The 25,601-nt window shown below is 41.3% G+C and carries 23 protein-coding genes and 2 pseudogenes; 13 read left to right on the top strand and 12 right to left on the bottom strand.

Going from position 1 to position 25,601, the window contains the following annotated elements:
* Window positions 1-2: 2 nt before the first annotated feature.
* From hyaB to hypA, 10 genes are all read left to right on the top strand, one after another.
* A complete protein-coding gene (gene hyaB, locus RGE70_RS09910) occupies window positions 3-1,706 on the top strand; it encodes a nickel-dependent hydrogenase large subunit (protein ID WP_310471295.1) in 1,704 nt (567 codons plus the stop codon).
* 14 nt (window positions 1,707-1,720) lie between these two features.
* A complete protein-coding gene (gene cybH, locus RGE70_RS09915) occupies window positions 1,721-2,389 on the top strand; it encodes a Ni/Fe-hydrogenase, b-type cytochrome subunit (protein ID WP_310471296.1) in 669 nt (222 codons plus the stop codon).
* A gap of 9 nt (window positions 2,390-2,398) precedes the next feature.
* A complete protein-coding gene (locus RGE70_RS09920) occupies window positions 2,399-2,956 on the top strand; it encodes a HyaD/HybD family hydrogenase maturation endopeptidase (protein ID WP_310471297.1) in 558 nt (185 codons plus the stop codon).
* A complete protein-coding gene (locus RGE70_RS09925; RefSeq protein ID WP_310471298.1) occupies window positions 2,943-4,694 on the top strand; it encodes a Kae1-like domain-containing protein in 1,752 nt (583 codons plus the stop codon). The genes RGE70_RS09920 and RGE70_RS09925 overlap by 14 nt, the downstream gene beginning before the upstream one ends.
* On the top strand, window positions 4,694-7,072 hold the full coding sequence (gene hypF / locus RGE70_RS09930) for a carbamoyltransferase HypF (RefSeq protein ID WP_310471299.1): 2,379 nt from the start codon (window positions 4,694-4,696) through the stop codon (window positions 7,070-7,072). Before RGE70_RS09925 ends, hypF begins: the two co-directional genes overlap by 1 nt.
* Window positions 7,073-7,207: 135 nt before the next feature.
* Window positions 7,208-7,969, top strand: a complete 762-nt coding sequence (hypB, locus tag RGE70_RS09935) for a hydrogenase nickel incorporation protein HypB (RefSeq protein ID WP_310471300.1) — start codon at window positions 7,208-7,210, stop codon at window positions 7,967-7,969.
* A complete protein-coding gene (locus RGE70_RS09940; RefSeq protein WP_310471301.1) occupies window positions 7,969-8,217 on the top strand; it encodes a HypC/HybG/HupF family hydrogenase formation chaperone in 249 nt (82 codons plus the stop codon). Before hypB ends, RGE70_RS09940 begins: the two co-directional genes overlap by 1 nt.
* Entirely contained in the window at window positions 8,217-9,338 is a 1,122-nt protein-coding gene (gene hypD, locus RGE70_RS09945) for a hydrogenase formation protein HypD (RefSeq protein ID WP_310471302.1), read from the top strand. The genes RGE70_RS09940 and hypD overlap by 1 nt, the downstream gene beginning before the upstream one ends.
* The gene (gene hypE / locus RGE70_RS09950; RefSeq protein WP_310471303.1) at window positions 9,335-10,351 is read left to right on the top strand and encodes a hydrogenase expression/formation protein HypE; all 1,017 of its coding nucleotides are present in this window, start codon (window positions 9,335-9,337) and stop codon (window positions 10,349-10,351) included. Before hypD ends, hypE begins: the two co-directional genes overlap by 4 nt.
* Window positions 10,352-10,699: a hydrogenase maturation nickel metallochaperone HypA gene (gene hypA / locus RGE70_RS09955; protein ID WP_310471304.1), complete on the top strand. Its 348-nt coding sequence runs from the start codon at window positions 10,352-10,354 to the stop codon at window positions 10,697-10,699.
* A 167-nt stretch (window positions 10,700-10,866) separates the two neighbouring features.
* Here the strand turns inward: hypA and RGE70_RS09960 are convergent, their stop codons facing one another.
* Window positions 10,867-11,460, bottom strand: a complete 594-nt coding sequence (locus tag RGE70_RS09960; protein ID WP_310472960.1) for an HD domain-containing protein — start codon at window positions 11,458-11,460, stop codon at window positions 10,867-10,869.
* A gap of 299 nt (window positions 11,461-11,759) precedes the next feature.
* Complete coding sequence (locus RGE70_RS09965) at window positions 11,760-13,856, bottom strand: TonB-dependent siderophore receptor (RefSeq protein ID WP_310471305.1); 2,097 nt, start codon at window positions 13,854-13,856, stop codon at window positions 11,760-11,762.
* Between the two features lie 221 nt (window positions 13,857-14,077).
* Here RGE70_RS09965 and RGE70_RS09970 point away from each other — a divergent pair, with 221 nt between their 5' ends.
* Both RGE70_RS09970 and RGE70_RS09975 read left to right on the top strand, forming a co-directional pair.
* Window positions 14,078-15,262, top strand: coding sequence for a PepSY-associated TM helix domain-containing protein (locus tag RGE70_RS09970; protein WP_310471306.1), 1,185 nt, complete (start codon window positions 14,078-14,080; stop codon window positions 15,260-15,262).
* Window positions 15,262-15,714 carry a PA2404 family protein gene (locus tag RGE70_RS09975; RefSeq protein ID WP_310471307.1) on the top strand — a complete coding sequence of 151 codons (453 nt, stop codon included), beginning with the start codon at window positions 15,262-15,264 and terminating at the stop codon, window positions 15,712-15,714. Before RGE70_RS09970 ends, RGE70_RS09975 begins: the two co-directional genes overlap by 1 nt.
* A gap of 224 nt (window positions 15,715-15,938) precedes the next feature.
* Here the strand turns inward: RGE70_RS09975 and RGE70_RS09980 are convergent, their stop codons facing one another.
* The 4 genes from RGE70_RS09980 to RGE70_RS09995 form a co-directional block, all read right to left on the bottom strand.
* Window positions 15,939-16,124, bottom strand: coding sequence for a hypothetical protein (locus RGE70_RS09980; protein ID WP_310471308.1), 186 nt, complete (start codon window positions 16,122-16,124; stop codon window positions 15,939-15,941).
* Window positions 16,125-16,473: 349 nt separating this feature from the next.
* The gene (locus tag RGE70_RS09985; protein ID WP_310471309.1) at window positions 16,474-17,691 is read right to left on the bottom strand and encodes an RsmB/NOP family class I SAM-dependent RNA methyltransferase; all 1,218 of its coding nucleotides are present in this window, start codon (window positions 17,689-17,691) and stop codon (window positions 16,474-16,476) included.
* 597 nt (window positions 17,692-18,288) lie between these two features.
* A complete protein-coding gene (locus RGE70_RS09990) occupies window positions 18,289-18,798 on the bottom strand; it encodes an aldolase/citrate lyase/malate synthase family protein (RefSeq protein ID WP_310471310.1) in 510 nt (169 codons plus the stop codon).
* A gap of 512 nt (window positions 18,799-19,310) precedes the next feature.
* Window positions 19,311-19,823 carry an aldolase/citrate lyase/malate synthase family protein gene (locus tag RGE70_RS09995; protein WP_310471311.1) on the bottom strand — a complete coding sequence of 171 codons (513 nt, stop codon included), beginning with the start codon at window positions 19,821-19,823 and terminating at the stop codon, window positions 19,311-19,313.
* A 153-nt stretch (window positions 19,824-19,976) separates the two neighbouring features.
* Between RGE70_RS09995 and RGE70_RS10000 the strand changes: the two genes are divergently transcribed.
* A complete protein-coding gene (locus RGE70_RS10000; protein WP_310471312.1) occupies window positions 19,977-21,521 on the top strand; it encodes a DUF3612 domain-containing protein in 1,545 nt (514 codons plus the stop codon).
* Between the two features lie 109 nt (window positions 21,522-21,630).
* Here RGE70_RS10000 and RGE70_RS10005 read toward each other — a convergent pair.
* The 6 genes and pseudogenes from RGE70_RS10005 to RGE70_RS10030 form a co-directional block, all read right to left on the bottom strand.
* Window positions 21,631-21,762, bottom strand: a pseudogene (locus RGE70_RS10005) (GNAT family N-acetyltransferase); the annotation flags it as partial.
* A gap of 210 nt (window positions 21,763-21,972) precedes the next feature.
* Window positions 21,973-22,371: a hypothetical protein gene (locus tag RGE70_RS10010; protein ID WP_310471313.1), complete on the bottom strand. Its 399-nt coding sequence runs from the start codon at window positions 22,369-22,371 to the stop codon at window positions 21,973-21,975.
* 299 nt (window positions 22,372-22,670) lie between these two features.
* Window positions 22,671-23,648, bottom strand: a complete 978-nt coding sequence (locus RGE70_RS10015; RefSeq protein ID WP_310471314.1) for a transposase — start codon at window positions 23,646-23,648, stop codon at window positions 22,671-22,673.
* A gap of 87 nt (window positions 23,649-23,735) precedes the next feature.
* Window positions 23,736-23,978: pseudogene (locus RGE70_RS10020) on the bottom strand (transposase); the annotation flags it as partial.
* Between the two features lie 381 nt (window positions 23,979-24,359).
* A complete protein-coding gene (locus RGE70_RS10025) occupies window positions 24,360-24,668 on the bottom strand; it encodes a hypothetical protein (RefSeq protein WP_310471315.1) in 309 nt (102 codons plus the stop codon).
* A gap of 123 nt (window positions 24,669-24,791) precedes the next feature.
* Complete coding sequence (locus tag RGE70_RS10030) at window positions 24,792-25,418, bottom strand: hypothetical protein (RefSeq protein WP_310469631.1); 627 nt, start codon at window positions 25,416-25,418, stop codon at window positions 24,792-24,794.
* Window positions 25,419-25,601 lie beyond the last annotated feature (183 nt).

Genomic DNA, 25,601 nt, shown 5'->3' on the forward strand with positions numbered 1-25,601 from the left:
TCATGAGTAAACGTGTAGTAATCGATCCGATCACTCGTATCGAAGGCCATCTGCGAGTCGAAGTTGAAGTTGACGAAAATAATGTCATTACCAAAGCATGGTCATCTTCTACGTTATGGCGTGGTATTGAAGTAATTTTGAAAGGCCGTACTCCAATGGATGTCGGTTTATTAGTACAACGTATTTGTGGCGTTTGTACATACTCTCATTACCGTTGTGGTACTGAAGCGGTAGAAAATGCCTTAGGCGTTAAAATTCCACTAAACGCTAAATACTTACGTAGCTTAATGCAAACGTCACTGTATATGCATGATCACATTGTGCATTTCTACCATCTTCATGGTTTAGACTGGGTTGATGTTGTGTCAGCACTAAGTGCAGATCCAGCTTTAGCAGCTCAAGTAGCACTTAAATACACTGACAAGCCAATTAATGCTGGTGAAGGTGAATTACGCGCAGTACAAGAACGAGTTAAAGGCTTAGTTGAAACTGGTAAGCTTGGCCCATTCGCTAACGCGTACTGGGGTAATGGCACTTACAAGTTTACGCCTGAGCAGAACTTGATTGCGCTTTCTCATTACCTAAAAGCACTTGAAGTACAGCGCGTTGCAGCTGAAATGCTGGCGATCTTTGGTGGTAAGTCTCCACATCCTCAGTCAATTGTTGTTGGTGGTGTAACAGCAGTTCGTGACATGTTGAGCCCTGCTCGCCTGCAAGAATGGAAACAAAAACACGCTATCGTAAACGACTTCATTCTTCGTGCTTATAAAGCTGACGTAGTCATGGCTGCTGAAGCATTTGGCACAGAGCCAAGTGTACTTGGCGGCGTTAATGTTAAAAACTTCATGGCGACTGAAGATTTCCTTATTGGTGATGGACAGTACATGTTCAACCAAGGCGTGATCATGAATGGCGACTTGGGTAATGTTAGCGATGTAAACCCTGATCTTATCAAAGAAGATGTTACCCACGCTTGGTACAAAGCCGATGGTGCACAACATCCATATGACGGTACTACAATCCCTGATTACACAGGTTTTGTTGAAAGAGACACAGTATACGGCAAACTGCCAACTGTTGATGGCGACGGTAAATATACTTGGGTTAAATCTCCTCGTTACGAAGGTCAACCAGTTGAAGTGGGTCCACTTGCTTCATTACTTGTTAGCTATGCACGTGGTAACCAAGTTGTTGTTGATGCCGTTAATGGTTTACTGAGCGAAACAGGTTTACCTGTTGAAGCGTTATTCACAACCTTAGGCCGTACAGCGGGCCGTATGTTGCAAACTGTTATTGTTGCAGAAGAAGGTCTTAAAACCTTTGATGCATTACTCACTAACATGCAATCAGACGAGTCTACTTACATTAAACCTGAAATTGATCCAAACAAAGAGTACGTCGGTCATTCTATGATTGAAGCTCCTCGCGGCTTATTAAGCCACTGGATCCGTATTAAAGGTGGCAAGGTAGAAAACTACCAAGCTGTAGTACCAACTACATGGAATGCTGGACCTGTTGATGCCGATGGCAACATGGGCCCATATGAAGCGTCTTTGATTGGTCTTAAGCTTGAAGATCCAACCAAACCGTTAGAAGTGATCCGTATTATTCACTCATTTGACCCTTGCATGGCTTGTGCTGTTCACGTCATGGATTTTAAAGGGACTGATCTAGGTGAGTTTAAAATCGATCCCAACGGATTTTAGTTAAGGGGGTTAGCATGGCAAATCATTCTGCAACCCACCAAAGAGAACTTGTTTTTGGTGCTGCGACAAGGATATTTCATTGGTTAAGAGCTTTAGCCATTTTGGTTCTTGTCATTACAGGGTTTTATATTTCCTACCCTTTTTTAGTTGCACCTGAAAACTCAGATGTTTTGGTTCAGGGTTATATCCGTGGAGGTCACCATATATTTGGTTTCATCCTAGTGGCTGTAACAGTGGCTAGAGCTTATCTGTTCTTTTTTGGAAAAAAAGACAACGAAAGACGTTCATTTAAAGATGTGTTGAACATTAAGAGCTGGATAGTTCAGCTCAAGTCATATCTTTGGATGGGACATTTAGACAAAGCTGGCGTCTATGGTCCATTGCAATTCGTGACATACTTTGCAATTTCGTTAGTTGCCTTCGCAATTTGCGTTACTGGATTAGTGTTATATGCCAATGTATACCATGAAGGATTAGGTGGTGCACTTAGCGGAGCAGCTAACTGGGTCACCATGATGATGGGCGGTTTAGCGCCAGTCAGAATTTGGCATCACTATTTGACTTGGGTCTTTGTTGTTTTTGTTGTTGTCCATGTTTACATGGCTGTTTGGAGTGGGATCCGCTTTAAACACAACTCTGTTGACTCAATCGTCTCTGGTTACGATTATCATAAGAAAAAATAAAAGGAAAACATGAAGATATTGCTACTTGGTATTGGCAATGTCCTGTACGCCGATGAAGGTATCGGCGTACATTTCGTCAATTACATCCAAGAAAACTTTGAATTCCACCATCCTGAACATCAATTTGACATGCTCGATGGTGGTACTTTGGCCCAAGGCCTTATCCCTACTTTATGCCAATATGACTACTTAATTGTAGTCGATACCGTTAACGCCAATGGCGTTGCACCGGGTGAAGTTTACTTCTTTGACTTTGATAACGCCCCGCCTGAAATTGATTGGCAAGGCAGTGCTCATGAAGTTGAGATGTTACAAACCTTAATCATGATGGAGATGGTCGGTGATAGACCAAAAACATTTGTCCTTGGCGTAACTCCAACCGTGCTTGAACCGATGACTCTAGGTCTAACCTCTCAAATTCAAGCTGCAGTCCCCTTAATGGAGCGCACTTTATTTAAGCATATTGATCAATTGGGTTTCTCATATACTCGATTAGCTAGCATTGATATCAATACTCTTATACCCAACTCTTATAAACGTGGCTTAATATCTGATGAAGAATATTAGATTTGAATTTAACTGCCAGCGTGAGGTGCCCTTTTATGGGCACCTTTGCAATCAGTACTTATTAAACGAACAATACGATGTCACCATTGGGCAATCAGGCAACAACTATTTCATTGATGCCAAGGGTGTACAATCCGACTTAGAACGCCTTGCCGATGCAATTGCAGAAGACTTTTTAATCTCATCGTGGCTAATAAAGCCTCAAATCAAGTTAATCGACTCCTCAAACGGAGATAATAAATTACTTGAGCACTCCCCTTTACAACAAGAATATTGCCAGCATTGCCAACCACAGTTTGGTGATAACCAAGCTAAGTACTTTGGTAAAATTGACTATGTTTGCCATTGCTGTCATGCCGAGCAACGCATTGACTCAAGACATAAAGCAATTGACCTTGTCGGCGCTAAAGCTTTGCTCCAAGAGTTAGAGACTCAAGGTTTTGTCAATTTACCGACTGCAGATGATAAGCCTGCGGTACGACTCAGTTATAAACCTAACGATTTAATGGCGCACAATAAGCGGCAACAGTTAGTTATTTGTAACCCAAACAACCTAAATGCACACTTTGTTGTTAATGAACAACAAGTGTTTGCTCTTTCAAGTATTGAAAAACCTCTTATATGCAGTCGCCCAATCGATAATCACCCTCGACTAACCGACCCGTTATATTCCATCTGTTTTGCCAATACTCGCTTACTGACTGTCCTGTGTGAACTGTTACGCCAGCGTGGAATCGACTGGGTGTATATTGATAATATCAATAATCCTGAGCTCACAATGATGAATGCCCAATGGGTACCATTAAAAGCGACAGTAAACAACAGCACCGCCCTTAATTTCGCCTCAGATAAACAACCGCTACATGAAGATGCACACCTTGATCAATATGCGGTTCATTGGGTTAAAGATCACATTGAAGTCACAGCTCATGTTTGTGACACACAACAAAGTGAGCAATCTCAAGCAGCAACTTGCGCGTTGCATGCAGCTAATATTGGCGTAAAAAAAGCAAAAAATTGTGCGGCATTGTATTTAAGCGATACGAACAAAAGTCGGATTGTAACAATTGATTCAAAACAAAAAGTTGAATTGTTTTTTGAATTGCCAACGTTACCAGATAATGGCTATGACATCGTGCACCAAATAGACTCGTCGCCGCAAAAGGATCTATTTGAAAAATTTAAACGACAATACCCAGATGACTATCTTGCATTATTGGCGTTAAAACTAACTGGGCCAACTAACAATATTCAATCATTGTGGGCCATTGCTGCTATTTTACTAGGCGCGGCAACACGTAACACCGACATGAAGCTAAATAAAGTTCAGTTAAGTGACTATGTTATTGCCAATGCCATGCACCATAAAGGTAGCAATGCACCTCGAATTGACTTTCCTCTCACCCGTGGTGAAGCGTACCGTAGCCTCAACTGGTGTAAAACACTAGGCAGTATTATTAGCTTTAGACTGGCTGATGGTGACAATATTGAAAAGTTAGCCTTTGGTATGCACGATTCTTTAGCTGATTATATCTGCAATTGGATTGAGCATTTAGACCAAAACATTTCAATAAAATCTGTAGTACTTGCTGGTAGCTCATTTAGTAACGAACTATTAGGTAAGCGGATTTCAATGCGCTTAGGTAAAAACTTTGCGCTTAATGCTAACCAACAAATGGATTTAGAAGGAGTCAATATCGCTGTTGGTTCACTCTTTCTGCAACAGCGCCGTCACTAATGACTGACGTTTCCATTCGCGTTGGTATTAAAATAACCGGCATCGTACAAGGTGTCGGTTTTCGTCCTTTTGTCTATCGATTAGCACACGAATTGAACCTCAGCGGCAGTGTGCTAAACAATAGCGAGGGCGTGACTATTGAAGCGCAAGCTAGCGCTAAAGTCATTAATCATTTCAAACAACAACTCAGTGAGAGCCCACCGCCATTAGCCCGGATTGATAATATATCAATGTTCGAGCTGCCACTATCTAACAGTGTTAACGGTTTCACCATCATCCATAGCGAAAATAATGCTGACGCAGTCGTAGCCGTTTCAGCAGATAAATCTAGCTGCGATGATTGTATTGCCGATATTACTGATGCTAGCAGCCGGCATTTTAGATACCCGTTCACCAATTGTACTAATTGCGGCCCACGATATTCCATAATTAAAGCATTACCTTATGATCGAAAACACACCTCAATGGCAGGTTTTGCCATGTGCAAGGCCTGTGCGGCTCAATACCAAGATCCGTTAAATCGGCGCTACCACGCTCAACCTGTAAGCTGTCCAGACTGTGGGCCTGAGGTAAGCTTTAAGAACACTGACCTAAGCCTACACAATCACTCACTTGATGCCATTGCACAAACCGTTGCCGCATTAAAGGCCGGAAAAATAATCGCCATTAAAGGTTTAGGCGGATTCCACCTAGTTTGTGATGCGAGTAACAATGCCAGTGTCGCGACGCTAAGAGAGCGCAAACATCGCCCCGCTAAACCGTTAGCAATTATGGTAAAAAACCGCAATGTTGCGCAGCAATTAGTACAAGGTAACTCAGTAGAATGGACAACCCTGGAAAGCCAAGAGCGTCCAATTGTGGTTATGCGCAAGCACGCTCAAGCAGATGTAACAATTAGTGAGCTAGTGGCCCCCAATATTGATCGACTTGGGATCTTTTTACCCTATACACCGTTACACCACTTATTACTGCAGCAACTTGATACGCCATTAGTGATGACCAGCGCCAATCTCTCAGGTGAACCTATCATTACTGATAGTAAAGACATTGCCGCTAAACTTGGCAGCGTAGTTGACTACATATTGGATCATAACCGACCTATTTTAAACGGCTGTGATGACAGCGTTGTGCAGATCGTCAACAACCGACTGCAAGTGATAAGGCTCGCACGAGGCTATGCTCCACTGTCGTTATATTGCCCGACAGCCATCAACAAACCCACCTTAGGCGTTGGAGCGCAGCAAAAAAACACCGTATGTTTTGGCTTTGAGCACAACTTATTTTTAAGTCCGCATATCGGCAATTTAGTTTCGATTGAAGCTGAAAGCTACTTTCACAATACATTAAGTACTTTTTCGCGGCTATATCACTTTAATGCAGAGCAAATAGCCCATGACTTACACCCAGACTATTTTACCAGTCACTGGGCAAAATCATCCACTCACACTGCAATTAACACCGATACGAAGATTGGACAACCACAAACCATTGCAGTACAACACCATTACGCACATGTTTTGGCAATGCTGGCTGAAAATAACACCACCGAGAAGGCTGTTGCATTTACCTTCGATGGTACAGGGCTAGGCGCAGACAACACACTTTGGGGTGGCGAAATTTTATTAGCCGACGCCCATGACTTTGAGCGTATAGGCCACTTAAAGCCGTTTAAGCTGATTGGCGGTGAACAAGCCATTAAACAGCCGGTAAGGTTACTTTTATCTGTTTTGCTTGAAAAATATTCAATGCAGCAAATCCTTAAATTGAATATACCTGCAATCAGCCGCCTAACAAGTTTTAGCCTATCAAACCTGTGTAAGGTGTGGCAAAGCATACCTGCAACTAATAGCACCAGCTCTATTGGGCGGCTATTTGATGTAGTTGCGGTACTAATTGATTTAGTAGATAAAGTTCAATACGAAGGTCAAGCAGGGATCTTAATTGAAACTGCAGCGAACCAAGCCCTTAACCCTGAATTTGAACATTGTGAGTTCAAAAATATTGAAGTCACAAATGGCGATATTAACCCACAAGCTGTCAATTTTCAGATGACGTTAATCGATCAGCAATGGGATACCGTGGCGCTGATAGACCAAATTGTTACCGCAGCAACATGCCAACCCTTAACCCCGCACCGCCAAGCACTCATTGCCAAAGCCTTTATGGACACATTGGCAGACATGGTTTGTGACGTTGCCAAACAACACCCCACTTTACCAATAATATTAACCGGTGGAGTGTTTCAAAATCGCTATTTATCAGAACGTTGTGAAACGCAATTATTGGCGCAAGGCAACAAATTAATGCAAAACAAATTAGTGCCAATAAATGATGCTGGCATTGCGCTAGGGCAAACTTGGTTTGCCATTCATAACTAGATTAACAACTGCAGTGACAGGCACTTACAAACGTGAAGCAGGTCACCTGTAGTTAAACTTAAAACTGATTTACATCAATGCCGAGCCACTTAGAGTGGCCGACAATGAAATATAACTAATATAACGGAGTTTCCTATGTGCCAAGATTGTGGCTGTTCAATTACTCGTCATGACCATTCTTTAAGCCCAAGTCATTCGCATTCAAATACCGACCAAAACATAGCGACTAACCCTCAACTCAATGACAAAAAGACCCTGTCAGTTATTCATAAAATTTTAGATAAAAATGACATCGAAGCACAGCATAACCGTGATCACTTTGAGTCAAAATCGATTACAGCCTTTAATTTAATGAGCAGCCCAGGTAGCGGTAAAACCACCCTACTCGAGCACCTGCACTTACATACAGATCTGAAATATGCTGTTATTGAAGGCGACCTTGAAACCAGTCGCGATGCAGACCGATTAAAAGCCAAAGGCATTAATGCGTTTCAAATACAAACTGGCGCAGCCTGCCATTTAGACGCCTTTATGGTGCACAGTGCTTTGCATCATATTGATCTAGAACCCCTCGATATTTGTTTTGTAGAAAACGTGGGGAATTTAGTGTGTCCAGCGAGCTACGACGTGGGCACTCATAAAAATGTTGTGTTGTTATCAGTCCCAGAAGGTGACGATAAAATTGAAAAATACCCAGTCATGTTCCGCCGTGCAGATGTGGTATTGATCACCAAAGCAGATTTAATGCAGCATTTTGATTTTAGTATCGAAGAAGCAAAGGTTCAGCTCAAAAAATTAAACCCAAATGTAGAACTCATTGAAGTGTCTACCAAAGATCCCGCGTCTTTGCGTAACGTTGCCACCTGGTTAGCCAACCAACATGGAGCAAAAGCGTAATGTGTTTATCTATTCCGTCTCAAGTGGTTGAAATACACGAAGACGAACAAGCTGTTACCGTCGATACCATGGGTGTAAAACGTAAAGTCAGTAGCCATTTAATGGTCGATCCTTTAGTGCTTGGCGATTACGTTCTTATTCATATCGGTTTTGTAATGAATAAAATTGACCCCGAAGATGCCTTAGCCAGCCTTGAATTATACCAAGAGATTGTTGAAAAATTAGAGCAAGAGGAGCAAGCCTCGTAATGCTATCTTTAAACGATCTTTATCAAGGGTTTCGCAATCCCGAAGTCATCAAGTCGCTAGCAAAACAAATTGAGCATGAAGCGTCAAAGTGTGCTGGCAAGATCAATATTATGGAGGTTTGCGGCGGCCATACCCATACGATTATGAAATACGGCATAACTCAATTATTGCCAGATAATATTGAGTTTATTCACGGCCCAGGTTGCCCTGTGTGCATTATGCCAAAAGAGCGAATTGACCATGCTGCGGCACTTGCCAGCCTGCCCGATACGATATTAATCACCTTAGGTGACATGATCCGAGTACCGGGTTCAAATGGAAACTTGGCTCAATTTAGAGCTAATGGCTGTGATATTAGGCCCATTTATGACCCACTCGACAGCTTAAAAATTGCTGAAGAAAACCCTGATAAAACAGTGATTTTCTTCGCCATTGGATTTGAAACATCAACCCCAATGACAGCAGTATTGCTAGATCAGGCTGAAAAAAGGCAGATCAACAATCTGTTGTTTCACATCAACCATGTACTAGTACCGCCAGCGATTGACGCTGTAATGGCCGATCCTGATGTAAAAGTGAATGCCTTTATTGGTCCAGCACATGTCAGTGTGATCAGTGGTGCTAAAGTGTATCGCTCTGCTGTAGTCAAATACAGCACGCCTGTTGTTGTATCAGGTTTTGAACCCGTCGATGTCATGGAGTCAATCTTGATGATCGTCAAGCAAAAAGCGCAATCGATTGCCGTGCTTGAAAACCAATACAGCCGCGCAGTGTCAGAGGATGGTAACTTAACCGCCCAAGCACTGATTAACAAATACCTGACCATAAGGCCGAGTTTTCGTTGGCGCGGGCTTGGCCCCATTCCACAGTCAGCGCTAATGCTACGCGAAGAGTTTAGCCACCGCGATGCCGAACAGGTCTATCATGAGCAATTACCCCATGCAGAGATAGACGATCACAAGGCATGCCAGTGTGGTGACATATTACGCGGATTGTGCAAACCAAAAGACTGTAAGGTCTTTGGCCGTGGGTGTACCCCCGAAACCCCACTGGGCAGTTGTATGGTCAGCTCAGAAGGCGCCTGCAATGCGCATTATCGATATAACGGAGTGACAAAATGAGCACTGCAACGAACAAAAAAACGGTACAGTTAAGCCATGGCGGCGGTGGTAAAGAGATGAACCGCCTCATTAAAGACATTTTCTTTAATGCATTTGACAACCCGATTCTAAGAAATGAAGAAGACGCAGCTAAGCTGCACTTTAACGGTAATACCGCATTTACAACAGATTCATTTACTGTAGCACCGCTGTTTTTTGCAGGCGGTGACATTGGCAAGCTTGCCATTGCTGGCACAGTCAACGATTTAGCCATGATGGGCGCTGAGCCGCAATATTTAAGCAGTAGTTTTATTATCGAAGAAGGTTTTGCTATCGACGATCTTAAAACCATTGTAAACAGTATGGCTACCGAGCTTAAACGCTCTGGTGCACGTATTGTATGCGGCGATACTAAAGTGGTACCAAAAGGCTGCGCCGACGGCATATTTATTAATACCTCCGGTGTTGGCCGTATTTTAAACGATCATATTTCGGTAAAAAACCTGCAGCAAGACGATGTGATTATTGTGTCTCGCGATGTGGGTCGACATGGCGCCGCCATTCTTATGGCACGTGAAGGGTTAGCGTTAGAGTCTGAATTAACCAGCGATTGCGCTACATTGTGGCCTATCGTTGAGCAGCTAATTGCAACTAATGTTGATATTCATGCTATGCGAGACGCCACCCGTGGCGGGATCTCTGCCGTGTTAAACGAGTGGGCTAGCGCTTCAAATGTCGGTATTGAAGTTAATGAATCAGCGATCCCGGTCTGTAATGAAGTGTCTGGCTTATGTGAGCTATACGGCTTTGAGCCGTTTGACCTTGCTAATGAAGGCACCTTTATTCTTGCCGTCCCGAAAACTGCTGCTGAAGCCACATTACAGGTAATGAAGACATTCTGTCACTGTGAGCAAGCAGCCATCATTGGCCATGTTAATGACCGAAAAGTCGGTAAAGTTATTTTAAATACACCTTGGGGCAGCAGTCGATATTTAGATGTACCACAAGGCGAATTATTACCGAGGATCTGTTAAGTGCACGAGTACTCCATTGTAACCGCGTTAATTGAAGAGTGCGAAAACCATGCAGCGCAAAATGATGCAAATAAAGTGTCTCGCGTTGATATTAAAGTCGGTATTTTAAGTGGTGTAGAGCCTGCACTACTGCAAACGGCATTCGATACCTTCAAGTTAGAGGGGATTTGCGCTGAAGCAACATTAAACATGAACATTCAGCCACTGGTGCTTAATTGCTTTTCATGTCACCAACAAACCACTCATAAAGAGCGTACCGTGGTGTGCAGCCATTGCCAAAGTACCGACACAAAAGTACTTGATGGTGAAGATATGATGCTGATGCAGCTAGAACTTGAAACCACGTAATAGCGCGTAAAAGGCTTATTTATCGGTGAAAAGTGCGTACTTAAGCTGACTCATCACCAACAAAAGGCAACAAAAAAGGCTTAACATCAATGTCGTTGATCTTAAGCCTTTTTTATTATTACAAACCAAACACTTCATTTGTGGACAACATTCAAAGCAGTTTAAAATTACGCGTCGATTAGCCAGCCCTTAGCCACTGCTAAGTCTATTTGTTGGCGTGCAAAGACCCAAAGTTCAGGTGCTAACCCATCTAGAAACTTATTTCGTTCAATCACCTGTGACTTTTTAACACTATGGCGTGCCCAACTGCCACCGTCATTTTTCATGTTTTGTAATAACGGTAATATTCGATCCATCGCTTTAGCAAAGCGTGCATCAGCTGTTTCAGCACGTTCAAACTCTAACCATAACTGATTATATGTTTCAAATTGCTCTGGCGGCAGTAATCCAAATATACGTTTGGCGGCCGCGATCTCTTTATCTTCTTGCCCAGCTTGCAATGCTGCATCAGCAAAAGCAAACATATCACCAGCGTCAATTTCAACGATGTCATGGATAAGCAACATGCTCATGACTCGGGGCACATTTACCGCCTCTACAGCATACTGAGATAAAACCTGCGCCGTCAGTGAAATATGCCAACTGTGCTCAGCACTATTCTCAAACCGGTTATTATCATTTTTTACTGTTGTTTGTCGCTGCACCGCTTTAAGTCGATCTAACTCAATGATGAAATTTAATTGCTGATTAAGTGCTTCCATTATTATCCCAAGCTGATGATATTTTGAATTTGTCATTTATGATGCTAACTGCTGCTGATCTAATTTGCAGTATTAGTTACAAGGTTAAAAAAGCAGCGGCATCAAAATTCAACATAGTAGAACCTAAGATAACATCAACTTCCCGGCGTTTATCAATTTGCTTCACATTCTAATGAGAAAGGACATATAAGTGAGCTCGGTAAAGCCGCAAACACAATATTGATAAAGCTAAACAAAAGCGCATTAAACTCTATAAAGTTTAATGCGCTTAAATGTTGCTATCGACTAGATTGACAGTGTTAGAAGCGGTACGTCAGATTAACTGAACCATTCATCGGCGCGCCATATGCACCGACGGTTGCTAAACTGCTAATGTATTTTTCATCTGTTAAGTTATTAATATTGGCTCTGATACTGAGTCTTTCTGTCATATCCCAACGAGCAAATGCATTCATTAGCAAGTATGCATCTTGATCTACATTGTAGTCAGCGTTACGAGTCTCAGATTGCCATTTACCACCAATACCTATCGCAATTTCAGGCATTTTAGGTAGCGTGTAATCCACACTAAAGTTCACAACATTACGGGCAGCCCATTCATTAGCTTCATTACCTTCATCGTCTTCAACATCAATAAATGTATACGCTAAAACTACATTTAGATTCTCAGTGAGCTTACCTGTCAGTTCAACTTCAACACCTTTTGATTCAACATCAATCCCTTTATAGTAATATTGGCCGGTTGGTGTTAAGCCGGCATAACTGGCTAAATTTTCTTGCTGGGCACTAAATACTGCAAAGGTCGCCAGCAAATTATTATCAAGCCATTGTGTTTTAACACCAAACTCGTAATTGACCCCCTTAGTTGGATCAAGGTAATAGCCTTCATAATCATATTGCTCTTGCGGCTGATAAATATCTGAGTAGCTTACGTAGGCATTAATATCATTGGTAATGTTGTAAACAATACCGGCGTATGGGCTTATCTCACTCTCGTCATTATCAATATCAACGCCACTATTAATCCCTTCACGAGTATATTTCATGGCGTTAAAGCCAATGACTGTAAATAGATTATCCGTAAGGTTAAATTTAGTAGAACCAAATGCACGCAATAAGGTTACATCAATATCTGCATATTCTGTTTTGTCACCCCATTCAGGTTCAGGTACAACATCTAAATCATATGGAAATGCAGGCAGTGGAACAAATGAGTATGGGCTAGCATACTGATACATCTTTTTGGCACTTTGAGAGCCGCTTAAACCAAAGGTGATCTCGTGATCTCGGCCTAATAAACTGTATTCACCTATGGTGGTAATGTCTAATAGGTTAGCCGAAAATTCGGTGTCATACCTTCCGGGCATACCATATAGCCCAAGCCCGGTATCTTTGTCGATGCCATCGATGGTGAACGCATAAAATAGTTTACTTTCATCTTCAAATTTTTGATGATTATATGAAACAGTTAAATCCCAGTCATTAGGCAGCACATATGCATATTCTACGAAAGCTGTGGTATTGATGGTATCCCACATCGTCCAATCTTGTGTAGTGCTGGCACTTTGATCCCACTCTGCTTGGCTACCATCTGAATAGTTATAAACTAAACCACCCCAGGTATTGCCGTCAGTATTCGCGTCTTGATGTGAGAAACCAAGGGTTATGGTTGAATCGTCAGTTAATTGCCCATCGACCACACCATATAAATAACCACGATCATTTTCTAAACCGTCAAGGTGGGACTCTTTGTCTTCGGCAACCATCACGACCCGTCCAGCCCAACGGCCATCGTCGGTCAATAGCGCAGAATAGTCGGCTTGCACACGTTTAAAATCATCTGAACCGTATGAAACACCAACTTCACCTTCATTTTCATTTTTTGGGCGCTTGCGAACATAATTGATAGTACCTGCCGAGTTACCTACCCCTGTTAGCTGGCCATTTGCTCCACGAATGACTTCAATTTCTTCATAGCCATAAGCTTCCATTGCACCAGTTACGATCCCCCAATCATTAGGTAATCCAACTCCGTCAATTTGTGTACTTTTAATTTCAAAGCCGCGTGATGTGTATTGTGTGCGGTTAGTTTCCCACTCTTCGACATTAATCCCTGTTGCAAGCCGAAGTGCATCATTAAGGTTATCCGCGCCGAAATTTGTGATCTGTTCATTAGAAACCACACTAATTGATTGTGGAGTTTCAGCAATTTCCATTGTTAAGCCCGTAGCACCTTGGCTGACACGGTTATAGCGAACACCAATTATTTGAATTTTTTCGATATTTTCATCTTTAATTTCAATGTTTTGTTGTTCAGTTGCAAGTGCAAATGGTTGCACCATAAAGCCCATAGCTAAAACTAATGTAGATAATGCAAAGCCTTTATTAGGTTTCATGTGTTCCCTTAATACTTATTTTTATAACATCAAAAATTTACAATAGCTTATAACACACCACGAATGGGAATCACTCTCATTTATATTTTAATCTATAGAACTGTGCACAATCTCAAAATGCGAATACAAACCGTTATCGTTTATAACGATTTTCATTTAACATGCAAATGACTTAACAGTCTTTATTCACCCTCAATCTCTAGCATTTATTCGGTCAAACAATGGCAAAATTTAGTAATCGTTTTTGGTTTCAATTACACGGTTGGTTTTCACTACCTATCTGGATCGTATTTTGTTTCATTTGTATAACGGGCACAGTTTCAGTTATTAGCCATGAGCTCACTTGGCTAACTAACCCTAATTCTCGAGCAACTAACCCACAGCATCTTGCTGAAAAACCGATGTCAGAACTCGTTGATATTGTTCAACAAGCGCATCCAACTGCAAAAATAACGACTGTAATGGGCTTTGAGTCCTATCTTGTAAATGCAGTGGTTTTTTCAGATCATGACAAACCGGTTGCCATCGCTTATGTCAATCAATACACCGGGGAAATACAGGAAATAAATTTAGGGATAACGTTCACCAGTTTCATGCGGTCTTTGCATGGTTGGCTTCTATTCCCGTGGCAAAATAGCTATAGCGTGGGTTATTACATTGTCTGTGCAATGGCCATTGTTATGCTAGGTGCGCTCGTTTCAGGCTTGATGATTTACAAAAAGTTTTGGCGTGCTTTTACGCAACCAAAGCTTCGAGTGAAACAAGGTAAAAAAACATTATTCGCGGATTTGCACCGTTTAGCGGGGGTATGGTCAATTTGGTTTTTAATGCTTATGAGTGTTACTGGGTTATGGTATTTAGCCCAGGCTGTAATGTGGCAAAACCATGTTGAGATCGACCCGCACTCGCCTTTGGTTGAGATCAGTCAGGTACCAACGTTATCTAAAAATGCGCCAGCACCGGTTCCCCCTTTCACGCTAGCTAATGCTATTGATATTGCGCAACAGACGTTTCCAGACTTTAAAAGTACCTACATCATGCTGCCAGAGCATCAACGCGATACCTATAAAATTTACGGTGAAGGGAATGAAATATTCTATGACCAATATTCTTATGGTGTAGCTGTTAACCCGTGGACAGGTGAAATTGAAAGCAAACGTTCTCCCGCCAACATGACTGGGTTGCAAACCTTATCTCATATCGCCAACCCTCTGCATTATGGAACTATCGGTGGCCTTTGGACCAAAGCAATCTGGTTTATATTTGGCATATTATTGTCAGGTATGTCCATTACTGGTTTTTTAATATGGGGAAGCCGAACAACTAAAGCTGCTAAATCAAAAACGAACAAGCCGACTAAATACGGTAACACTCAGCCCATAATCACTCAGCAGGAAAGCAATTAATGGCAAAGTATAATCATACTGTTTGGGATCGGTACAAATATAAAATTAATGGGCTGTTATTAATATTGAGTTGCTATTTCTTATACCAGTCGATTTTCCCACAGTTTCCTGATGCATGGAAAACTCAAATGCTTGCGCACTACGAAATTACGCCAGTGCCTTATAATCTCGATCCACCTTATCTTCATGACGGTAGCTACACTAAAGATTTTTTACTGTCATTTAGCAAAGGGCAAGTCAGCGAGATCCGGCAGGCATATTTCAATATCGGCATTGCGCCATTACCACTTGAAATATTACAACAAGGTGATGCGGGTATTCTGCATGGTAGTCAACACGGTCAAGAGGTACATGCCATTAGCCCAAAACAAATAGAACCGACTCATAAAGCATGGCTTACAATTGAAAATTGGCAAGGTGAACAATACGTTACAAGCTGGGATATCCCTTAACGATATTAAGCAAATCCGAGTCTAATACACAAGGTAACACAAATTAGAAAGTTTGATTTACTGCACTAAAAGTCTAATATGCGCCAAGGCTTTGGGCTTATGTTTAAGGGGTAAAGGTGGTGTGTCATTTGCAGTGCCTAACACGCTACAACCATATGCCTACGGGCTGTTAGCTAAGCTAAAATATAGGGGCTAGTCAGCCCCTTAAAAATGCCGGCACATCACTAATGTCCATTCACTATTTTAGGGTTACAGCCTTCAATAACTATACTGCCTGGATCAGCCGCCATTTTACATAAAGCGTCAGTAAAGCTAGGTAAAATACCAAAGTGGGTTAAGCCGGCAATGACAACAAAAATCGTTATAATCAGTACCAGAATCAGTCCAGCGCCCTTCTTTTTTGCTTCCATATTGACACCTCTAATTATGATAAATGCCATTTTAAGACTACAGTTATTGCATTGATACTTGCCTACACCAACTATAGCTCAAAGCTGATAACTATAGATTAATAGGGCTGATTTAATGCCCTACATTTGCGAAGCCGCCTTAACTTCTAACATGCGCTAATGTTGTGAATTTTGCAATGTTACTCAGTCAATTTGGATCCTGTTTTCAGCTGCTCACGCAAGCGGCTAACAATATGGCTTGCCGAAAATAACTCAATACTGACTACACAACGTAAATGCTAGCCACAAAAAAGAGCGCCTAAGCGCCCTTGTTAATTTTTCAAACATACCAATTACATGGCATTTAACCTTATGCTTCAGCGATACGCTCAAGCTTGGCGTAATAGAATCCATCAAAGCCTGTTTCTGCAGGGCTGATATTTTCATCTTCTACAAAACGGAAATGTTTGTTTGTTGCTAAAAATGCATCAACTTGGTCGCGATTTTCTTCAGGCATAATTGAGCAAGTTGCATATACCAACATGCCGCCCACTTTAACCATTCTACTGTAGCTTTGCAGAATATCTTTTTGCAATGCCACTAAGATAGGCAGTCTTTCTGGTGTATCACGCCATTTAGCATCTGGGTTACGTTTAAGCACACCTAGACCAGAACACGGAACATCGAGTAATACGCGATCGGCGGTCATTTTCAAACGCTTAATTGTTTTGCTGCTGGCAATAATACGCGTCTCAACGTTATGTGCACCAGCTCTGCGAGCACGTTGCTTGAGGTTGTCCAATTTCCATTGCTCAACATCCATTGCCAGCAAACGTCCCTTGCCCTGCATTTGTGACGATATAGATAATGTTTTACCACCTGCACCAGCGCAAGCATCAACCACACACATACCTGGTTTAGCACCAAGGGCTGAAGCGATAAGCTGAGAACCTGCATCTTGTTGCTCAAACCAACCCTTTTTAAAGCTCTCTGTTTTAAAAAGCGCCGAGTCAGAGACCACTTCTAAAGCAGTATCAACGCCTTCTACTTCTACAGTTTGAACGCGTTCATTGCGTAATTTTTTAGCCAAATCATCACGAGTACACTTAAGTGTATTGACGCGAATAAAACGTTTAGCAGGCAGAGTTAGCGCTACACGTTCAGCCGGCCAGCGATCACCAAGTTGTGCTGCGCCCATTTCATTAAGCCAATCTGGGCAACCGTCCCATAATGCCGGCTGCTCTTTTGCTGCTGCGATTCGAGTCGCTAACTCATCTTCGTCGACTTTCAATGCATATTGCATTTTTGGTAATGGAAGATTATTAAATAAATGCCAAACATTTAGCAAACGAGAGCCCATGCGAGACATCTCTTCTGGCTTAACGTCAGACAAGTAACAATACAAGTTTAAACGTCTTAAAATGTCACCAGTCACTAAGGTGATACGACCTAGTTCAGTAGACTCTAGCTGCTGGCCTGAAAAATGTTGTGAATAGGCACGATCCAGTGGCTTGCCCTCTTTTAATACTAGGTCAAGAATACTAATCACAAGTTCAGTAGAGCTGGGGGATAAAGACGAATTTAGCATTTGAAAGTTACCATAGAAAGAAATCGCTGCGATCATAGGAGCAAAGCGGTCAATACGCAAGTCAACTTAAGCAAAGCGGCAATAAAAAAGTGAGTTAATTGATGTCGCTTATAAAACTAAGGCTACAATAGCAGTTCAAACTGAAAATATATCAGCGTAAATCCAGTATAAGTATAGAACCGAGCAACTAGTGAGTGTTAGTTTGGCGTTAACCCCTAAAGCAACTGTCGGTTTTTATCGATACTATGATGGCTTTTGTGGGGCAAACCGCACTTTAATCCAGTGCTTATATAAGCAGCGCAGCTAGATTATGTTGGTTTACGGTGTTCGCGTAATTGACAATACAAACAGACTAACCGATACAATGAGCATTGTATTTCATTGCATAATGTTAATTACGTCATTACTCAGCAGCTCTCACTTTCAATCATGCTCAATAAGCCTACCCATTAGGGCAACTTATACGGTGTAGGAACAATAAATGACGCACTCTGCATATAAAAACGAAAAAAGCCCTAAAAGGGCTTTTATAATCTTGCGGCACCTGTTACCAAGATGCTAACAAAATGATTTAATGCATTTGTGTAACCGGTAAAATTAGCGCTTTAGCAAGTAATCACTACCGTCTTTGGCGGTAAATACTTGGTCTAATATAGAAGAGGCTAGCACTGTATTTTCAACATTCATCAGGCTAATCCAGTATTGATGCCCTTCTACTAAAATATCTTCAATATTTGCGCAATCTTGAGTACCCTTTTCGCTTTTGGTGTCGAAATTAAGCTCAACATGTACGCCATTGTCATTTAGTAGTATCGCCGTTGGCTCGCTTTTATGCCCATTAAGTGCAACAAATTGCTTAGGGTAACGTAGACCCGTTTGGCTACCGTCTTTCATAAACACTAATAGCTGTTGATAGTAAACAACATAGCTACATGCATCTTTGTGTGAGCCCGAAGCGAGTGGAAATTTATTGTCCAAAAATGACTTGGCACACAAAACAGTTTGCTCATCACTATTGTTAGCTGCTTGGGTGACAACATTCACATCAGCAAAATTCGAACCAGTAAATTGCTTAGTCTCGTGGTTGTTTGCAGTTGATATATCCATTGTGTCGCCCTCATACTTTTTGTCTTAATGACTTTATTCTAAACAGTGCTTACTTGATTCAACTTTCAGAAAAACTCCGTTTCCCGATTGCTTGACTGTAGTCTAGAACAATTTTAACAACAATTTGACAATAAAAATTTCACAGTGTGAATTTTACAAAAAACCTGCAGTATTAAGATAATTACAAGCCGAATTTACCAACATGCATTGTTAATAACTTAGCGATAAATTAGCCATAACCAAAGCTAACCAATTTAGAGCAATTGCAATCAAACCCTGAAATAACAATGAGATAAAAGCGACCTTAGAGCTCAGGTTAAATTGAGTCACAAGTTTTAAACTATTCTAACTCTCAGTTATACGGGTTCATTTGCAGAGTAAACGTAGACTGTGTAATTTTACAGTTACTATTTTACAAATTAAAAAAAGCCCTCAAAAAGGGCTTTTTTACACCAATAACTACACACAAATTGTAAACAACACTAGCGACTGTATCGAATCGTAAACAATGTTTAACGCTTTAAATCATAATCACTGCCGTCTTTCGCAGTAAAAGCGTGATCAAGCATTGAAGTCGCCATTGCGGTATTTTCAACGTTAATTAAACTTATCCAATACTGATGGCCTTCAACAAGAATATCTTCGATATTGGCACAATCACTAGCACCATTTTTACCTTGACGACCAAAATTCAACTCAACGTGCACGCCGTTATCATTTAACAATATCGCGGTTGGCTCACTTTTATGACCATTGAGTGCTACAAACTGTTTTGGGTAACGTAAACCAGTTTGAGTACCATCTTTCATAAAGATCAGCAACTGTTGGTAATACACTACATAGCTACAGGCATCTTGATGAGACCCTGTTGCCAATGGAAATTTCATATCTAAAAAAAGCTTCGCCGTGGTAGCAGTAGAATCTAGGTCAATGGCATCGGTAACATTGACATCAACTGGTTGTGAGCCCACAAAATGGTTATTTTCATGGTTATTTGTGGCTGTATTTAATGTTGATATTTCCATTGCACTGTCCTCGCACTTGCTAAAATGATATGAGCTATTGGCCACTTACGGCACCGGTAAATAAGTGTTAATATTTTGACTGCTTAATTTGTAGTCTAGAGTAAATCTCGTTACAATTTCACAATAAAAATTTTACACTGTGAATTTTACAATATGAAAAGCAATCAGAGCTTGATCAGAAAGTCACATTTTCTTGGCACCAAAATTAGAAACTTGCGTAAGCGCAATCATCTAACGATGGAGGACTTATCAGCCCGTTGTGTAAGGGTTGATCCAGAGTCTGCACCTTCGGTGTCTTACCTTTCGATGATTGAACGGGGCAAGCGTGTTCCAAGTGCTGGGATGCTTGCTGTTATTGCTGCAGTGTTTCAAAAGGAGGTCGATTGGTTTTTAGATGATGTACCTGAAGACAATGCAATCACACCAGACAAAGGTCGACGTGGCGGAATAAGCGGTATGGCTTTAGAGCCCAGCTTCTTATTTTCTAAAGACATATTACAAATTGCCATCCCTGAAATGTTGTCCCAAACAGGAACGACAGGACGTGAATTTGCACACTTATTGATCCGAGCTCACCAAGAGCATCACCAAAATCATTTTCCCGATCTAGAGCGAGCAGCAGAAGACGTTGGCCACAAACGGTTACCCTTAGCTTTAGATGACATTAAAGACATTGCTAAGTCGCTGGGATTAAAGCTTAAATGGATAGACAGAACCCCACAAGAAGTCGTTGATGAAATGGGCGTTAATACAGCACATGTTGTCACCTCATTTTTTGAGCCACCTTCAACCATCTACTTAAACAAGATGCTGAGATCGTTTCCAACAAGGTTAAAATATGATTTATCTGTGCATATAGGTCATTGCGTATTACATAATAAAGACGGTTTGAAGTGCGTTTTAACCGCGGGTCGACGCCACACTGCCAATCATGACGACAGTAATGGCCGAGTATCTTCGACACTTAATGCCCAAGACATTTTGCATGCCTGGCGAGATTTTGAATCTAGTTTTTTTGCAGGCGCATTATTGTGTCCAAAAGTGCCATTTAGACAACTACTTGACCGGCATGGCTATGAAATTAACGTCAATAAAGCGGTTGGTATATCAGCGTCTGTTGCTATGCGGCGTATGACGGTAGTATCGCCATATCCACATTGGCATTACTTCGATGCCTATGCACCAGGTAAGTTAAAGGCGGTATATCGTGGTAATGGTATTCCGCTACCTTGGGGCAATATGCGAGTGGTTGAAGATCCCTGTCAACATTGGGCAGTATTTAGAATGATTGACGAACCAACCGTTGGCACCTCGGCGCAAATATCTATTTTAGATGTCGCTGAAGAACCTCGTATTTACTGTTGCGAGTCAATAAAAGTGGAGGACATGGCAGGAAACAATCATGTATTGTGTGCAGGTATTGACCTCAACCCAGCCATTGACGCACAAGGCGGAAATGCCGCATCAATTGCCGCAGATTTAAAGCAAAGCTGCGCGCAAAACAGTGGCTCCGTTGAAATGCCTAAACATATCAAACAAAACCTCATGAGCGTTGCTAAAATTCTCAATATTAATTGGATTGAACGCGGTATACAAAATGATGCTAGGCTGATTTGTTCTCGCGGCGCCGTTTGCCCAAGGCAGCCAAGTTGTTACCACGCAGGTAAAGCATTGTGTAGCAGCTCCGAACAGGACTAACTTATTAGCCGCAATAGACGAATACACAATTGCTATGCTTCCTCGAAATAATATCGACTAATAGTGATAATGGGTTACGTATACTTTGCGGTATCTATCGGTGCTAGTTTCAACAATTAATTGTGCTTACAGTATCTGAGTTCAGTATCGCATACTGATATTCACTTCCCCATTTTCCTTTAAAAAATATATTATCCACAAAATGCGCTTCACGGCGAAACCCTACTCTTTCTAAGCCGCGTTCAACTTGCAAGACTCACTAGAGTTCTTCTAGGGCGTGGCATTTCAACCTCCAACTAAAACTTATCAAGCAAGCTTAGTCGGAGGGGGTAATTCGTGCCATTTAATGGAGGGTGTCTAAGTTTTTCTTAGGATACAGAACCTGCTGTATAAACGGATCTACCTGCAAGAAACGGCCTATATCGGCATCATAAACCAGTGTTGAATTGCACTAATTTCCTCTCATCCATCTAATCTTCTTTTTACTTAAGAATATTACTGGCAGTTCAATAGAATTAAATGCGTCATTGAATAAAAATGATGGTTTCGATAAGTTTGACATGTCTGTATTAAAAACTATGTTAAAGCAGTTGAAATTTTTACCATCCCCTCTATTTTCAAGAAGTATGGGTTCGTCACTTTCAACGGCTATGCTCCTCCCTCCCCAATTAACACCATCAAAATCTGAGGTGCAAGTAACATTACTTTTAGTCTTAAATACCGAGACAGGCTGATATAGCCTATTATTTCGGGCAATATTTTTATTTAACTTAATTTCGTACGGGTTAAATTGGATTTGACCAAGTTCACTTTGAGTATTAATTCCAAGAATCAAAACAAACTCCTTCATAGTAGTCTCGTAATCTGGGTACCGACTAATTTCTACGCCTACAACTTTCAACCCTCTGTAGTAAAAGACTAAGCCAGCCATTGTTCATCAATAACATAACGACCTCTATAACACACTACAATGCATGAGTGACCTTTCGTTTGATACAAAACAATGTTTGGCATGTTGATAGTAGATTTTTAGCTAAAGCAGCGCTTTATCAGGCGAAAATGGCGAATTTTAGGCGCGTGCTGTTAACTCGGTACTTTGACTGAGGATGTAAGGATGTAAGGATGTGAGGCTTGAATGACGAGTAGAGTTTACTCTAGTGGCAAGTGCTGACAGCTTTTTGCAAAATGCCGTCGGCGTTTTTCAAGGTGTTCAGAGTAGCGACTGAGCTCTTGCAATGTGCCTACAGGCCCATGAAATAGCTGACCAAATTCAGCAACGATTTTGACCCAGTTTGCTGTTGGGATATTCAATCGGTTAAGGATGCTTTCGGCATTGGCAGATATTGCGCCGCGCTTATCATCACGAATGATTCTGCCTGTTTCATCAACCAATTCAAGGTAATCGCTAAGCATAAACGCAATACCCTTTGGTTGGTGTTCGCGCTCGTGACCTATAAAAGGTAACAGCGTTTTTGGTTGTTCACCTTTAAGGGCGGCGGTAACTCTTAACTTGAGGCTGGTGTAATCTGATTGCTCTGGCGTATCAGCCATTTTAGCTCTAATTGGGTTAAGTTCGACGTAAGTCATACAAGCCAGAACGGCAGCTTCATCGAGTAAGGCTTGGGATTTGAATCGCCCTTCCCAAAAGTGTCCGGTGCAGTTGTCCTCAATATTGGCTTGCCGTGCAATAGGCTCATTTAGGCAACGCATAAACCATGAAATATCACTAAGGCGTGAGCGGTAAATCGCTATTTGATGCTTCAACTGCGCGACTAAGTGCTCGTCAATTACTTCACCTTTGGCAAATTTTTGCGTCAGAGCAGTACCGTTAAAACACTGATGCCATTGCATAACAACGTCTCTGTCAGACCATTGATTTGCTTTATCTATGTCGATAAACAGCACTACATGCAGATGGTTGCTCATCACCGAATAAGCGGCAACATCTATCGCAAACACCTCAGTAAGTTTAAGTATTTGGGTTTCAACCCAACCTCGGCGATGGTCATAATTCTTGCCAGTGTATTCGTCGTCACCACACAAAAATGCGCGCCGAACGACTCGACTGCAGCAATGGTAATAAGGTGTGTCTTCAAGACTCACTAGGGTTCTTCTTGGGCGTGGCATTTCAACCTCCAACTAAAACTTATCAAGCAAGCTTAGTCGGAGGGTTTAATTCATGCCATTTAATGATGGGTGTCTATGTATTTCTTTATCTATGTCGATAAACAGCACTACATGCAGGTGGTTACTCATCACTGCATAAGCGGCAACATCTATTGCAAACACCTCAGTAAGTTTAAGTATTTGGGTTTCAACCCAGCCTCGTCGATGGTCATAATTCTTGCCAGTGTATTCGTCATCACCACACAAAAATGCACGACGAACCACTCGACTGCAGCAATGGTAATAAGGTGTGTCTTCAAGACTCACTAGCGTTCTTCTTGGGCGTGGCATTTCAACCTCCAACTAAAACTTATCAAGCAAGCTTAGTCGGAGGGGAGAATTGTGCCATTTAATGATGGGTGTCTATATATTTTACTTAAACCAATAACTTCGTTGCCTCTTTTGAAATCCTGGAATACTTCGTCAAGGCCGCTAGTTTTAGCGCCCGCAACCTCAAGGCTAAAGTGAGAGACAATTTCCGACGTAATCTTTTTGTAAGAGCCAGCTTCGATACTATGAAAGTCGATTGTCAGTCTATCGCTATTATCTCGATGTTCATTCATATTTCGGACTTAAGACTCATAACGCTTTTTATAAACGGCGCGCGCTTTTTGCGCGTCCAGTGGAGGCCGTCTTTTGGCCGTAATGATGTTTAATAAACTTGTTATACGTTTATTTCACCACAACATGCGCTTCTCTTGCGCCTGCACCCAATGCTATTTCTCTAAGAATGCGGTCTTCAACTTCAGATAAACCACCTTCGAGGTACTCATGCGGTTGGAGAATTATTTTTGGTGCGCGTTTAAAAAATCCAATAGCTCCAAATTCCTTAACCGCATTCTTTAAACATTCTTCAGCAACATAAAACTTGCCAATTAATAGTCTTGTTGTAGTAAATGGTTCTTTTGAACGAAAGGTCATACTACGACCTTCGGAACTTAGGACCATTTTGTTTGAATAAATATCAACTTTGATTTCCATATCACCTCAATTTCTGAAAAACGTATAACGCCCAAATAAGGGGCTGATTAATAGTTGGCTAAAATGTGAAGCGGAGCGAAACCTAGCCAACTGTTAACAGTCCCGCTTAATTTTCTTGTTAGGTTACTGCTTACCTATACGCCTGATTATTAAAGGAATTAAAAGCATAGCCGAGGTTAAACCAACTATAAATGGCTCGTAATTACCACTTGGGTCATTGAACCACATCCCAGCCACAAATAAGGATATAGCAAGAAAGATAAACTCTACAGTCCAAAGAGTTTTTTCCGCTGGAGATTTGGTGGTATTTAGTTTTAAATCTAATGTTTTGGTATTGAGGTTATTTTGAAATATGGCCAAACTATTTGCCATTTCAGCTTCTACATCAGGAAGCATCCTTTCAAATAGTTGTGGTTTACCAGCCAACTCAGCACTCTTTTTTAGTTTGGCTGTTGTTTCAATTTTGAATTGTTTCTGTGCCTCATGTGCTAATTTCGAAACATCTTCTTCTAATGATGAGTAATATTTAAGGTTTAATACATCAATGTAAGAAAGGATTTCTGAATATATTTTTGCAGTTAATTCAGCAATAATATCCATGGTTTCTTTTATTGTATTTCCAGAACGAAGCAAACCATGAGCAGCATGTTTTTTTAGCATGAGATCGAACTTATCCTCTAACATAGAGTTTGAATCAATTAAAATTAATTTAATTTTTTCTTCGAAGTTTTGTTTAAAGTCGATTTTCATACAGAACCTATTGAAAGTAACCTAACAGCTTATTCATTAGTCGCTCGATAACGTTCCAAGCAACTCGTTAACTTTTAAACAACTTATCACTACTAAGGTATTGTTGCAAATAGATAATTTCTAAATTCAGGCGGCATAAATTGCCTTGTTGAGTGCGGAGAAAGAGAGCCTGGGGTGTTCAAT

The organism is Shewanella youngdeokensis, assembly GCF_033180165.1.
Classification (GTDB): domain Bacteria; phylum Pseudomonadota; class Gammaproteobacteria; order Enterobacterales; family Shewanellaceae; genus Shewanella; species Shewanella youngdeokensis.

Coding starts and splice junctions, on each gene's coding strand:
- hyaB (WP_310471295.1), top strand. CDS start 3: ATGAGTAAACGTGTAGTAATCGATCCGATCACTCGTATCGAAGGCCAT.
- cybH (WP_310471296.1), top strand. CDS start 1,721: ATGGCAAATCATTCTGCAACCCACCAAAGAGAACTTGTTTTTGGTGCT.
- RGE70_RS09920 (WP_310471297.1), top strand. CDS start 2,399: ATGAAGATATTGCTACTTGGTATTGGCAATGTCCTGTACGCCGATGAA.
- RGE70_RS09925 (WP_310471298.1), top strand. CDS start 2,943: ATGAAGAATATTAGATTTGAATTTAACTGCCAGCGTGAGGTGCCCTTT.
- hypF (WP_310471299.1), top strand. CDS start 4,694: ATGACTGACGTTTCCATTCGCGTTGGTATTAAAATAACCGGCATCGTA.
- hypB (WP_310471300.1), top strand. CDS start 7,208: ATGTGCCAAGATTGTGGCTGTTCAATTACTCGTCATGACCATTCTTTA.
- RGE70_RS09940 (WP_310471301.1), top strand. CDS start 7,969: ATGTGTTTATCTATTCCGTCTCAAGTGGTTGAAATACACGAAGACGAA.
- hypD (WP_310471302.1), top strand. CDS start 8,217: ATGCTATCTTTAAACGATCTTTATCAAGGGTTTCGCAATCCCGAAGTC.
- hypE (WP_310471303.1), top strand. CDS start 9,335: ATGAGCACTGCAACGAACAAAAAAACGGTACAGTTAAGCCATGGCGGC.
- RGE70_RS09960 (WP_310472960.1), bottom strand. CDS start 11,460: ATGGAAGCACTTAATCAGCAATTAAATTTCATCATTGAGTTAGATCGA.
- RGE70_RS09965 (WP_310471305.1), bottom strand. CDS start 13,856: ATGAAACCTAATAAAGGCTTTGCATTATCTACATTAGTTTTAGCTATG.
- RGE70_RS09970 (WP_310471306.1), top strand. CDS start 14,078: ATGGCAAAATTTAGTAATCGTTTTTGGTTTCAATTACACGGTTGGTTT.
- RGE70_RS09975 (WP_310471307.1), top strand. CDS start 15,262: ATGGCAAAGTATAATCATACTGTTTGGGATCGGTACAAATATAAAATT.
- RGE70_RS09980 (WP_310471308.1), bottom strand. CDS start 16,124: ATGGAAGCAAAAAAGAAGGGCGCTGGACTGATTCTGGTACTGATTATA.
- RGE70_RS09985 (WP_310471309.1), bottom strand. CDS start 17,691: ATGCTAAATTCGTCTTTATCCCCCAGCTCTACTGAACTTGTGATTAGT.
- RGE70_RS09990 (WP_310471310.1), bottom strand. CDS start 18,798: ATGGATATATCAACTGCAAACAACCACGAGACTAAGCAATTTACTGGT.
- RGE70_RS09995 (WP_310471311.1), bottom strand. CDS start 19,823: ATGGAAATATCAACATTAAATACAGCCACAAATAACCATGAAAATAAC.
- RGE70_RS10000 (WP_310471312.1), top strand. CDS start 19,977: ATGAAAAGCAATCAGAGCTTGATCAGAAAGTCACATTTTCTTGGCACC.
- RGE70_RS10010 (WP_310471313.1), bottom strand. CDS start 22,371: ATGAAGGAGTTTGTTTTGATTCTTGGAATTAATACTCAAAGTGAACTT.
- RGE70_RS10015 (WP_310471314.1), bottom strand. CDS start 23,648: ATGCCACGCCCAAGAAGAACCCTAGTGAGTCTTGAAGACACACCTTAT.
- RGE70_RS10025 (WP_310471315.1), bottom strand. CDS start 24,668: ATGGAAATCAAAGTTGATATTTATTCAAACAAAATGGTCCTAAGTTCC.
- RGE70_RS10030 (WP_310469631.1), bottom strand. CDS start 25,418: ATGAAAATCGACTTTAAACAAAACTTCGAAGAAAAAATTAAATTAATT.